This is a genomic window from Nostoc sp. UHCC 0251, from assembly GCF_034932245.1.
Lineage (GTDB): Bacteria > Cyanobacteriota > Cyanobacteriia > Cyanobacteriales > Nostocaceae > Nostoc.
On the sequence record NZ_JAYGHD010000058.1, the window covers coordinates 1 to 12,933 of the forward strand.

Consider the following 12,933-nt stretch of genomic DNA (forward strand, 5'->3'; position numbering starts at 1 on the left):
AGAATGCGACAAATAGACCATTTGTAGAGACGCGATGAATCGCGTCTTTACCCAAGGATGTATTGCAATCATTAATTGAATTGGTATAAGAGAACTCACATTAATTGAAAGCGCCAGACTAACAAATTATTAGTCTGGCGCTTTCAATTTGCTAACTAGGCATTTACTGAACTGTTACCAAATAAGATGAAGGAATCGGTTGGGCACGTCCAGCATTGACAAGTGCCTGGTAAACAAAGGCAGCAACCTCGGCTCTAGTCGCTTCACGATTAGGATTGAGTTGCTTCACTGTGGGATAGTTGATTACTAGTTGCCGTGCAGTTGCGGCAGCAACAGGAGCGATCGCATAATTAGGAATTTGGGCAGCATCGGTGTAAAAGGAAAGGACATTCTGATTACTCGCTGTTAAGCCCAAACCATTAGCTAAAGCGACTAACGCCTGCACTCTGGGAATTTGCTGCTGTGGTTTAAAAGTGCCATCAGGATAACCAGAAACAAATTCACTCTGGTAAGCAGATTGAATTGCAGCGTTAGCCCAAAAATTGCTTGCTACATCCTTAAATTTAATGGCTGCGCGTTTAGTTGGTGGTGTTAAGGCTTTAGTTACAATAGTGGCGAATTGAGCGCGGGTTACAGGATCGTTGGGTTTAAAAGTGCCATCAGGAAAGCCAGCAATAATATTTTGGGAGGCTAAAGCTTCAATGTAGGTTTTTGCCCAGTAATTTGCTGGCACATCTTTAAATGCAACAGCCCCTCCAGCGGGTGGGTTAACAGTTGCGGCAACAAAATCTACTGAGCCGAAAATCTTTTTCTGATCGATATCGTTGCCAACAGCGAGAATTTGACCTGTTTTAGTGGCGTTGTTCACATCATAACGAGTGTTGTTGCGAATAAGATTGCCACCAGGATTTTCGTTGGTGCCAAGATCGGGTAAAGCATTAACAGTTGCTACTACTCCATCCCGCTTATTGTTTTGAATGACATTCTTACGCAATACGGGCTTCGCTGACTCTGAGATAAAAAGACCGTCTTGATTTTCGATAATTTGGTTTTCCACAATTAGGGGTGTGGAAGTGCCACCGATCGCTAGACCAAAACCAGTATCCTGAAATAAGTTATTCCGAATTTCTCCTTGGGCCGCCCTAGCAATTGAGATCCCATTGCCTTTGTTTTGCACAAAGAGATTGCCTTCGACTTTGGGATTGCCTGTACCCGTAACAAAAACACCCTCTCTAACACTGTTAGTAAAAGTATTGTTGTTGATAATCGGATTAGTTGACTCCACCCACACAGCCGTACCCCGGCTATTTGGGTTGGTGACGGTGACACCTGCGATCGTGGTATCTTGGTCAGCAAGAATAGTAATGTCTTGTCTAGCAAAGGTGCGACTAGTGTAGAAACCTCCACCTGTAATCAATACCCCCTGACCTTTAGTAGTTTCATCACCCCGCAGTGTCACCCCTGGTTTCAGCAACAGTGGGAAGGTTTCGCCACTTTCTTGGTTATAGTTCCCAGGTGCTAATTGAATAACTGCACCTGGCTGGGCTTGACTAAGAGCAAAACTGATACTTTTATAGGGTGCAGTTGAGGTTGTACCAGCACCAGCACTATCTACACCAGTCGCTGGATTAACGTAAATCACTGCGGCTGTTGCGGGAGCTTGTGCTGTGATCGTTGGGGCGATACCTTCTGGGTGGCTCGCACCAGCATTAACTTCACTAGGTAGTAGTATTGACCCACTAGAAACAACTAGCAAGGCTGTTAGTCCGGCTCCCACGCGTAAAGTATATCTGAGATAACTGTTAGAAAGAAGGCGAAAATTTTTCGCAAGAGAAATGTGAAAACCCCGGTATTTCATTTTTTGAGTCTGTGGTGTGCTGAATTACGGTGTGTCGAACAAGGTTTAAGGTAGCAAGCAGCCTTGTAGCTGCTATCAAACCCATGCAAAACTATACTGGATGATTAGTATTAATTCAGCTAAGTTCCTTAGATAGATCACAGAACTTATACATTAGTTATATTCTTTTATTTAGAAAATTCTACTAGTACGCTATAGCCAAAGTTTGCCTAGCTGTGACGATGGGATATTGCGGCAAGTCTTATTAATTGAGATGGTAGCTGTATCTCAGCCAAGCTCTACTACGGACTTTCGGGAGAAGCGAATGTGTCAATAAGCCCCTCGCTGCCTTGTATAAGCGCTCATTCTGTCTACTAAATTATTTATCAAGAAAGGCAGAGGGCAGGAGGCTCAGTTGGCAGATCGCGCAGCGTGTCGTAGACAAGGGAATTCTGACTCACTCTGCCCACGACCAAAGGGAGTAAGGGTATAAAACCCCACCGTCTATACGGTGCTTACAATTGGTTGGGGTCTGAATCCCCATTCAATTGTTCCTTCTGCCCTCTGCCCTCTGCCTCCTGCCTTCTTCAATTTTTGTATTCCCTAAAGCTAGATGCTGCAAATAATGTTGCTGCCATATCATGACAGTGAAAGCAAACCTATTGGAAATCGGAAGAAATGCGTTTTCAATTTTTGGGGCTGCGTCAGGCCTTAGTTTTAGTAGGTAGTACCTGTCTTCTACTTTTGTCTACTCCTGCCTTTGCTGCGGAACGAGTGGTGCTAAACTATGGTGTCTTCCGTGAATCACTTTCAGTAGAGGAACTATCCACCTTTGCCCAAACAGGCGAACTTTCACGTTCACTACGGATTAATTTCGCTTTGGCGCGACAAGACCCCAAAGCCATTCGTCAGTATTTAACGGAGCCGGTGAAGGTAAACGTTGTATTTTTAGATCGAGTACTGAATAGCCGAATTGGTAATATTATTTTGGATCAAATTAGTCAAGTTATTTATACACCGTCTCGGAGAGCAGACCGACAGGCTTTGCGGGCCGCTTTGGTACTTTCTGCGAGTCAAGACGGGCAGGTATCGCTGATTGAAATTATCGAAAACTATCCCACCAATGAAGTGGAAGTTGATGGCAAACGCTTGGAGAGTGCATACCGTCAACTCCGTCGCTTGCAAACAAGCGTACAAGATTTACTTAATTTTTAGTAAGCTAAAGTTTCTAAAGTTTCTCTTAAATACCGTTGTACCTGCTGTTCCAAGCGAATTCCGTGTAATTGAGCATCGCGTTCTAGTTGCCAGCGTTGAAAACCGGAACTAGTAGATATAGCGCATTTGAGGCTATACCAAATTTCAGTATCAGCAGAAAATTGGCGATCGCTAGAAGCTGGAATTTGAGCCATAGTTCCTCATTCCTTTGTTTTAACTTCAACGGTAATTGGACATCCCTTCGGCTTCTCCTAACGGAGACGCTGCGCGAACGCTCAGGGCAAGTGGGCATTGGGTATTGGTTATTAATTCTTTTCCCTCATCTCCCTCATCTCCTCTCTAGCCCTTTAAAGTAAATAATATTACTTTGAGGGCAGCTACGAATCTGTATTAATCCTAAACAAGGATTCCAACAATCGAGGCACGATTTGATTAACCCGCACTCCTAAAATGGTGAAATCTTGCTTAATCTTTTCTAAAGATAATGGCTCGATGCCAGCGAATTCTGTCTCATTAATCACCAAAACTCGCATTACACTCACAGGTATTTGTAAAAATAGATTGCTGCCCAAAAAGGCTAATCCCGCAAGCACTAGTGCAAGGCTGCGCCATTGTGGGAGGAATTTAGCTGAATTTGCTACTAATGGGGCAATTTGGTAAAGATTCCACAGCACCCAAACCGATAATATTGCTGCTACTAATGCCAGGATACGATTTAACTTTGTATTAATTAAACAGAGAATTTTTCGCTGCCGCTCAGTCAGATTTTCTGGCTTTAGGGCGATTCCTAAAAGAGCAAATATATAAAAGGGGCGGCGCAACTGCATCCATAGCAGGGGGAGAACACCAATGGCGGCAACTAAGAATAGCTCCATCCACACTGGCAAAAACGGTTCGCCTACAGAGAGAAACAATAAGCAGAGTACTAAAAAAACAGGCAACGTCGCCAATCCAGCGACGTGAATCCACAAAATAGGTTCAGAGCGAAATGAATGCATAATAAAAAGTTATGAGTTAAGAGTTAGGAGCTAAGAATTAGCAGCCTTTAACTCCTAACTCCTAATTTATTACTCCTAACTTCTAACCATTTTACCCTTAACACTATCTCGTTAAGGTGAGAGTGCGGCGCTTCGTAACCATCTGATAGGATTCGATGATGTCACCTTCAACCCAATCATTGAATTTATCCATGCCGACACCGCATTCATAACCGGCGTTGACCTCACGAGCATCTTCTTTCATCCGTTTTAGGGAATCAAGGACGCCTTCATAGATCACCTTACCGCCGCGTCGCACCCTGACTTTGCAGTTGCGAACTAGCTTGCCAGATTGAACGTAGCAACCGGCAACCGCACCACGACCGACTGGGAAGACGGCACGGACTTCGGTTTGACCCAAGGGTTCTTCCACCAACTCTGGTTCCAAAAGACCTTCCAAGGCATCTTGGATATCTTCTAGGAGTTTGTAGATTACGTTGTATTCACGAACATCTACACCTGCTTCATCGGCGGCTTGTCTAGCGCCACTAGCGAAGGTGGTGTTGAAGCCAATAATTACAGCGTTACTGGCAGCTGCTAAGTCGATATCTGTCTCGGTGATTTCCCCAGCAGTAGCCAAGAGCATCCGAATTTGGACTTCGTTTTGCGGGATTTGCTTGAGCGCTCCCACAATGGCTTCTACGGAACCTTGTACGTCTCCCTTCAAGATCAAGTTGAGTTCTTTCAACTCGCCTTCTTGTGCTTGAGCCGACAGGGTTGTAAGGGTAACACGTCCTTGTAACAGACGGGATAGGCGTTGTCTATCGGCGCGATCGCTAGCGAGTGCTCTGGCTTCTTTTTCGTTCTGGAAGACCTCGAACTCGTCGCCTGCTGCTGGCACATCACTTAAACCTAGTACCTCCACAGCAAAGGAAGGAGAAGCAATATCTACTCTCTTGCCTCTGTCATCCACCATCGCCCGAACTTTACCGAAAGCCGAGCCAGCTACCAAGATATCTCCCACATGCAAGGTGCCATTCTGAATTAGCAAGGTAGCAACTGCTCCCTTGGCTTTATCCAGATGTGCTTCAATTACAGTTCCTTTGGCGGTACGATCTGGGTTTGCAGATAGTTCTGCAACCTCTGCTACTAAGAGAATCATCTCTAAGAGCGTATCCAGGTTTTCACCCCTGATCGCGCTCACGGGAACCATGATTGTCTCACCACCCCAATCTTCTGCGGTCAGACCATACTGCGTGAGTTCTTGTTTGACGCGTTCTGGTTGTGCCCCTTCTTTGTCAATTTTGTTGATTGCAACAACAATTGGCACTCCGGCTGCTTGGGCGTGGCTAACAGCTTCAATGGTTTGAGGACGGACACCATCATCAGCAGCCACTACTAACACGGCAATGTCTGTTACCCGCGCTCCTCGGGCCCGCATAGCTGTAAAAGCTTCGTGGCCAGGAGTATCTAGGAAGACTATCTGCTGCGGTTTGCCCTCGTGTTCCACATCCACATGGTATGCACCAATGTGTTGGGTGATCCCACCAGCTTCGCCAGCAGCCACTTTTGTTTTGCGGATTGAGTCGAGCAGGGTTGTTTTACCGTGGTCTACGTGACCCATAATTGTCACGACAGGTGGACGGCGGTGGAGATATTCTAGGTCTTCTGCGCCGACCATTTCTGTAATTTTCCGAGCTTCTGCTTCTCGCTCGACGGTTTCGACTTCTATTTCTAGTTCTTTTCCTACCAGGGTAATTGTGGGAATATCCAGATTTTGGGTGATACTCACCGCCATGCCTTTGAGGAACAAGATTTTCACAATCTCTGTATCAGGAACGGCTAAAACGTCAGACAGTTCTTGCACAGTCAACGGGCCTGTAATCGTCACCTTTTCGGGACGATCGCGCTTGGTGTCAGCTTCTTGTTGGTGGCGACGGTTATTGTGATGGTCACGGCTAGAACCAGACTTAGAACCAGGTTTTCTACTTCCTCTAGCAGTTGGGGCGCTAGCAAGGCTTGCGCCTGGCATCTGCACAGGTCGAGTCGCTTTGGGTTTGGGAGGACGGGCAATGGAAAGGCTGACTTGGACGGTGGCTGGTGAGTCTAGATCGTCATCATCTAGCAAATCTTCTTCAAACTCATCATCCAATATCGGCTTGATCCGCTTGCCTTTAACGCCAGCTTTAGCCTTCTCTTTAACTTCGTCAATTATTTCCTCTTCTACCCACTTCTTGCCGCCTTTGGTGGGGCGAGGTGGACTTGGGCGTTTCAAATCAAGGAGATCGGGTGCGACGACTGACTCATCACCCAATCCTTGAGATTTGCCCGCTATTCCTGACATCTGCCTGGGTGGAGTAGCGATCGGCATTGCGGCTGCTACTGCTTCGCCAGGGCGGGCTGGTCTTGGTCTTTGCCCTTCTCCTAGTTGCGATGGTGCAGATGGTCTACTGCCCCTCTGCTCTGGTCTGGTGGGTGCAGGGGTAGGCCGACTTGTTCTTTGTGGTGCACCTGGTGGAGACTGGTCAGTTGGCAGTTTAGCAACTCTGGGCTTAATTTGTTCGCGATCGCCTTCGACGGGCCGTTGCCGTTGGTCGCGTTTCAGGATCGGTTTGTCTGCCTGAGATACTTGCTCATCTGCAACTGGCGCTTCTTCCGCCGCAGGTCTTGGCGGTGGGGCAGCTAATTGCGGTTTGATCGGTTTTTCCGCTTTCGGTCTGGGCGGAACTATTTTTTCTGGTTTTTGAGATGCTGTTTTTTCCGACGCCTGATTTGGATTTGGCGTTTGTTCCAAGTCCGTGACAGGAGGTTGCTCTTGAGTCTCAGATTGAGTCCGGGGCACAGGTCGAGTTGGTGCTGCCGGCTTCATGGGTGAGACTGGTGTAGCGAAAGGCCGTGGTGGTGAGGGAGGATTAGCTTCAGACAAGGCAGCTTGGGTATTGGTAGCAACTGACGCCTCTGGGGCGTTGGAGGTAGTATTTCTCAATATTTTGGGTTTGCGTATTTCCAAAATTTGCTGTTTGTGGGGTGCAGCAGGTCGGGCAGATCCGCCGTTTGGTGGTGAGTTTGGTTTATGGCTGGTTGTACGTAGTTCCTTTTTGGCGGAGACATTCGTCGCTGCGAGTTTTTCCGCAGCCGTGCGGATGTTTTCTGCCTCGGATTCTGAAATCGTGCTGCTATGACTTTTGACCGAGATGCTGAGCTGGTCGCAAATTGCTAGTAGCTCTTTGTTATCCAAATTCAATTCCTTTGATAATTCATAGATTCTAACTTTGCCGTTGTTCATCCACTCTTCCCCTTTAATTTACAGTTTTAGCGGATGGTTGCCTGGTTTGCGACATCTCCATCCTTGGATTACTGTTTTTAGACTGCCGTTCAGTTTTTGCCGGTGCCTCCAATCAGGAAAGAGAGATGTTTCGGTTTAATAATGGCATCCCCACCAGGAATGATGGTTGAGGAACACCCATAAAAATTTTTTAAACAAAAGATTTTTATAGGAACCCCTGACGCCGAACTGCGCCTGAGCGCTACCAGGTTGCCATTTTGTAGTTTCTTGTTTTGGTGATTCTGAGCCTTCCACAACACAATCGATTACATCTTGTTCTGGGAATCTTGCCTCGCCCCTCTTAAATTATTAGAGAGTCGAATGCCTTTTACACCCATTTACTATTTTGGCACTAACCTTAACGATCAACAGAGGGTGTCATAAAAGCGCGATTTCGGCTTTCGCACAAATCTTCTGATGATGACGTCACAAAGTTGTTCCAACTAAATTTGGTTTTGGGTATTGCTCTTGGCTAGGCGTTGCAACAAGCTTTGGTACAGTGTTTCCGGCACTGATGCATGTAGCGATCGCCCTAGTCGATTTTTTTTTTGAGCTGCTTGTAGGCAACTCGTTTGCGGACAAATATAGGCAGAACGCCCCATGCCCTGATCTAATTGTACCTTTCCCGATGGAAACACGCGGACAATCCGCCAAAACTCATCTTTTGAGCCTACTTTGCGGCAACTAATACAGCGCCGATAATTTGGTTTCATCAGTTTTCGTATGATCTCAGCCCAGGATTTTGGATGTAAAAATTAAGTTTATTATTACTATTTTTTACTTATACCAAGTAGCTTTTGAGAAAATAATCCTTGAGACTGAGAATACAATCTACAGTATCAAAACTTTACAAAATTAATCAATTATTCATCATCGTTATTATCAAAACTATCCTCCTCCTCTAATTCGTCTTGATTTTCATCCTCGAATTCTTCCTCAAATTCCAGATCGTTTTCCTCTGATTCCTCTGATTGATATTTTGTTCTAACGGCTGCAAATTTGGCATCCTCTCCTGCATAGTCATACTTAGCTTTGTCCTTGATATCAATTTTCCAACCAGTCAGACGGGCTGCTAAACGGACATTTTGTCCTTCTTTGCCTATGGCCAAACTCAATTGGTCTTCAGCTACAAGTACATGAGTTTGCCGCGATTCTGGGTCCATCAGGCGTACTTCATCTACCCGTGCTGGACTTAAGGCGTTGGCAATGTATGTTGCTGGGTCTGGCGACCAGCGAATTACATCTATTTTTTCACCGCGTAATTCGTTGACTACCACTTGAATTCGCGATCCCCTAGCTCCAATACAAGCGCCTACTGGGTCTACATCGCGATCAAGAGTGTCTACTGCTATTTTAGTCCGGGGACCGACATAACGGGAAGGGGGGTTTGCCTCCCTAGCTACGGCAACAATCCGTACCACTTCATCTTCGATTTCTGGGACTTCGTTGGCAAAAAGATAAACTACCAAACCAGCATCGGCGCGAGACACAAGCAACTGTGGCCCTCGTTGTTGACCTTGGGAGACTTTTTTGAGATATACCTTGAAGGTGGCATTTGCCCGATAATTATCGTTGGGCAGCTGTTCCCGCTTCGGTAATTCGGCTTCTACTTCTGGCTGACCAAAGCCACTGCTAACTGCCAGAACCACAGATTGCCGCTCAAACCGCAGGACTCTTGCTTGGAGCACAGTTCCTTCTAAATCTTGGAACTCTTCTTGCACCATCTGGCGCTGTTGATCCCGTAATTTTTGCGCCAATACTTGCTTAGTTTGCATCGCCGCCATCCGACCAAATTCTCCTTGGTCGGGAGTAACATCCAGCACCACAGAGTCCCCTAACTGCGCTTCGGGAGCGACTTGTTGAACTTCGTCTAGAGAAATTTGGTGATCTGTATTATCTACTTCTTCAACAATGGTTTTGGTAGAAAGAACGCGAAATCCTTCTCCTTCAATATCGAGTTCTACTTCAAAATTTTCAAAATAATCTTCGTCAAACTGTTTGCGCTCTAAATTTTGGGCGCGGCGATAACGTTCATAGCCTTTAAGTAGTGCTTCTCTAATTGCTGATTGAACTGCAAGCCGGGGTAAATTCCGTTCGCGACTTATACTTTCAATTAATTCTTTTAATCCAGGTAAAGTAACCATTGACATAAGCAATCTCCTTTAAAAATTAGGAACTAGGGACTGGGCATTGGGCAGGGGCATTGGGCATGGGGCATGGGGCATTGGGTGCAAAGGCAAAAGACTTGCAGCAACTTACCCTCTGCTCCTCTGCTCCTCTGCTCCTCTACTTCTGCAATCCCTAGTCCCTAGTCCCTAGCCTCTAATCACTTGTTTATCGGCGCTCGTCTAGCTGCACCTTAGTAATTAGGGAGCGGGGAATTTCGACTACACGACCTTTTTGGTTTAAGTAAAGTGTTGTCTCATCCCGGCGAATCAACTGACCAATCCACTCTTGTTGTCCGTCGTAGGGTGGCGAAGTGGAGATGATAACAGGAAATCCTTTAAAGGAAATAAACTCCCTGTCTGTTACCAATTGCCGCGAAATACCAGGACTAGACACTTCCAAGACGTATTTATCTGGAACGATTTCCGCAGCATCTAAGGAGGCTTCTAAAGCACGGCTCATCCTCTCACAATCGTTCAACCCAGTGTCTTGCTCAGGATTACGAATGTCTACTCGCAACACTGGTGGACTTTGGTTAGTGTGAAAAACCACGCCAACCACTTCCAATCCCAGTTCTTCTGCCACTGGTGTCGCTAAATCAATAATTTGTGGAACTAAAGGATGAGCCATGAGAGAATTCAATAAAAAAAGTGGGCTTCGACCCACTTCCTGCGATAGGTATATCTTCCAAGAAGTCTTGTGACGAACCAATCATGATTCGCCTAATTCGAGTTTAGCGCATTTATTGGATAGTCAATAGTGATTGGGCATTGGGCATTGGGCATTGGGCATTGGGCATTGGGCATTGGGCATTGGGAAAAGACAAGGAAGAAACTTGTTCAATAATTCTCCCTTGTCCCCCTCATCTCCCCCTGCCTCCCCTGCCTCCCCTGCTCCCTGCTCCCTGCTCCCTGCTCCCTCATCTTTTCACTACTGCTGGAACTGATACTTGTGTTCGTAGCTTCCTGGTTTGCTCGATAATTTGGTCTATGTCTTCTTGGGACAAACGCTGGACGTAGTTGAGTTTGATTTCCTCTAAGAAGTCAAAAAGTAAACTCTGAATTTCTGAAAGTACGTGTTTTTCCTTGATTTCAGATCCCAAGGCATCGCCAAAGCTTTGTACCAGTTGACTGGTGAGTTTTGCGCCAACAGGGTCTTCAACAGCGCTAACCAAAGTTTTGTAAAGATTAGTTGTGATCTGGAGTGCCAATTGTTCACTTAACTGGGTTTGGGCCTGTCCTACGCCAGGGAGGTTCTGGAGATTGCGATAGACGGGGACTTGATGGAAGACGGTTTCGATGTTGTGGCGCAAAATGGCAACGATCGCAGGTTGGATTTCGGGTAGCACTTGGTAGACTATTGTTTTTACCAAAAGACCTGCGATCGCTTCGACTTCATTCACATTATTAATATCTATGTAGGGACGTAAATTTTCTTGTTGTGAGAGCCAGCGCGTTAACTCACCCCGCTGAATTGACCCCTGAACCTGATTAATTACCCTTACCACTACAATTTCTGTAAGTTCTTCGGCAAAATTGGCAACAATTCCTTGATTAATTTGCCGCCGCACTGGATGTAAATTCAATAATCGCGCTTGATCGAGGCGGACTATTACTGGAAAGATTCGTAACCACCGCCAAAAAGGCAGTAGTAAAAATAGGTCGTACCATCGCCACAATACTGCTTCTAACCAGCTTAAGCCAGGATGTTGCCGTCTGATAAAAAAGGTGCGCCCCAGCAATTCTACGCCAAATAAAATCACAAAGGGTAAGTCAATAATCCAGAAATTATCAACAAATTCGCCATTTTCACCGATTTGGCGGTAGTAGTTAGAGGCAATCAAAGGGCGGATGCTCTCATGAAAAAATTTAATTTCTTGATCCCAGCCATTTTGTGAGAGGTATGGCTGACTCCAAAAAGTGGCAAAGGACTGTTTTGCAGATTCATTACCGATGCGCGATCGCATCCGATTTTTGATTTTTTCCAGAGTCCCACTCTTATTCACTCCCGCAAACGGGTTGGTGTCAATCATCTCGTTGCTAAGACGCCTGATTTCCTCTAGCCTGCTATTTACCTGAGGCGACTGTAACCCTGTTTGGCTGACTTGTTCCTCTAATGCTTTTACTGTTTCTAGATAATTTTTCGTGTCTCGATAGGGTTCAATATCTTTAATTGGGTCATAAATCTGAATAATTTGAGGAAGTTTTCGTAAGTAAAAATCTCGCCAAGGTACGTAACTTAAATCAAACAAAATTAAGCCTAAATTTACCGCGGCAGTAATTGCCATAATTTTTTCAAACCATAGATTACGCTGCTTAGAAGATTTTATGTTTTTCATAGTTTGTTATAAATTATACATGTTTTCTGATTTGGAATATAAGCTCTTTCATTAATTAATTTTTTTAGATATTTCCAACTAATTACAGCAATTTGCAGTTGAGTAAATCCAGTGAGGCTTCACAAATGTGCATTGGTGTCAACTTACTGGAAATCGGCGTTCAAAACCCGCTCCATTCGAGCAGCATCTCCAATTAGCCCTAGCTGTAAGTTGACACAGGTGACAGATGTATGAACTACTGACTGAAATTTAGTGTTCAAGGGGTGTATTTAATTCATAATCATAACCGCTGTATCTCTGCTAATATAAGATACTTCTTTTGATAGATGACAAAAATTGGTTTTTGCAATCAAAGTTAAACTTGACAAAAATAAATCACAAATTATTCAAAAAACATTAAAAAATTGCGAAAAAAGTTATTAAACAAACTTAAAATGCAGCTGTTAACATTTATAATCCTGCTGATTTAACCCAAAGGAGTTTCAAATATGTGGTGTGGGTTTGGAAAATCAAGCGCGACCTTTGCTGTTACTTGCCTGATAACTGCTAGCGTAGTAGTTGCAGACACAGTTTTCGCAGCCCCTCAAGGTAGCTATACACCCGAGCAATTCCGTTCTGTGTTGCGAGGATTAGGCTATAACGTCAAGGTCACGAATAGCCCTTTGACGGATGAGGAAACTAAAAAGGCAATTCGTGAATTTCAGACAGGTTATAAGCTAAAACCAGTTGATGGGATAGCAGGGCCAAAAACCCAGGATTTTGCTGCTAACATTGTTCGGATTTTGGAAGCAAATTTGAATGCAGTGGTAAAGCCAAATCCTCCCCTCGCGCGCGATCGTTTTTACGATTCCCGCACGGAAGCAGTGGTGAAGGAGTATCAGAAGAAATATCAGTTGTCAGAAACTGGAATTGCTAATTTAGCACTCCGTCAAAAGCTCAATGAAGAAGCAAAGACAGTCTTCAGTCAGCCAACACCAACACCGGGAGCTACACCAACACCGAGAGTTACACCAACACCGAGAGTTACGCCAACACCGGGAGTTACGCCAACACCGGGAGTTACGCCAACACCGGG

The 12,933-nt window shown here is 45.3% G+C and carries 10 protein-coding genes; 2 read left to right on the plus strand and 8 right to left on the minus strand.

Translation table 11 applies throughout. The annotated features are described in order from the left end of the window. Nucleotides 1-163 precede the first annotated feature (163 nt). Nucleotides 164-1,858, minus strand: coding sequence for a DUF1565 domain-containing protein (locus VB740_RS09695; protein ID WP_323199819.1), 1,695 nt, complete (start codon nucleotides 1,856-1,858; stop codon nucleotides 164-166). 657 nt (nucleotides 1,859-2,515) lie between these two features. On the opposite strand from VB740_RS09695, the gene VB740_RS09700 reads away from it, so the two are divergent. Then, nucleotides 2,516-3,052 carry an alpha/beta hydrolase gene (locus VB740_RS09700; protein ID WP_323199820.1) on the plus strand — a complete coding sequence of 179 codons (537 nt, stop codon included), beginning with the start codon at nucleotides 2,516-2,518 and terminating at the stop codon, nucleotides 3,050-3,052. Here the strand turns inward: VB740_RS09700 and VB740_RS09705 are convergent. The 7 genes from VB740_RS09705 to VB740_RS09735 all read right to left on the minus strand — a co-directional run bounded on the left by VB740_RS09705 (nucleotide 3,049) and on the right by VB740_RS09735 (nucleotide 11,858). After that, nucleotides 3,049-3,246, minus strand: coding sequence for a hypothetical protein (locus tag VB740_RS09705; RefSeq protein ID WP_012412012.1), 198 nt, complete (start codon nucleotides 3,244-3,246; stop codon nucleotides 3,049-3,051). The genes VB740_RS09700 and VB740_RS09705 overlap by 4 nt on opposite strands. Before the next feature lie 183 nt (nucleotides 3,247-3,429). Next, on the minus strand, nucleotides 3,430-4,050 hold the full coding sequence (locus VB740_RS09710) for a low-complexity tail membrane protein (RefSeq protein WP_323199821.1): 621 nt from the start codon (nucleotides 4,048-4,050) through the stop codon (nucleotides 3,430-3,432). Between the two features lie 103 nt (nucleotides 4,051-4,153). Beyond that, nucleotides 4,154-7,315, minus strand: a complete 3,162-nt coding sequence (gene infB, locus VB740_RS09715) for a translation initiation factor IF-2 (protein ID WP_323199822.1) — start codon at nucleotides 7,313-7,315, stop codon at nucleotides 4,154-4,156. Nucleotides 7,316-7,797: 482 nt separating this feature from the next. Next, a complete protein-coding gene (locus VB740_RS09720) occupies nucleotides 7,798-8,067 on the minus strand; it encodes a YlxR family protein (protein ID WP_323199823.1) in 270 nt (89 codons plus the stop codon). Nucleotides 8,068-8,217: 150 nt separating this feature from the next. Next, nucleotides 8,218-9,504 carry a transcription termination factor NusA gene (nusA, locus tag VB740_RS09725; protein WP_323199824.1) on the minus strand — a complete coding sequence of 429 codons (1,287 nt, stop codon included), beginning with the start codon at nucleotides 9,502-9,504 and terminating at the stop codon, nucleotides 8,218-8,220. 184 nt (nucleotides 9,505-9,688) lie between these two features. Continuing rightward, entirely contained in the window at nucleotides 9,689-10,150 is a 462-nt protein-coding gene (gene rimP, locus VB740_RS09730) for a ribosome maturation factor RimP (RefSeq protein ID WP_323199825.1), read from the minus strand. Nucleotides 10,151-10,439: 289 nt separating this feature from the next. Further along, nucleotides 10,440-11,858 carry a hypothetical protein gene (locus tag VB740_RS09735; RefSeq protein ID WP_323199826.1) on the minus strand — a complete coding sequence of 473 codons (1,419 nt, stop codon included), beginning with the start codon at nucleotides 11,856-11,858 and terminating at the stop codon, nucleotides 10,440-10,442. Between the two features lie 488 nt (nucleotides 11,859-12,346). Between VB740_RS09735 and VB740_RS09740 the strand changes: the two genes are divergently transcribed. Further along, a partial coding sequence (locus VB740_RS09740) for a peptidoglycan-binding protein (RefSeq protein ID WP_323199827.1) occupies nucleotides 12,347-12,933 on the plus strand: 587 nt, incomplete at its 3' end.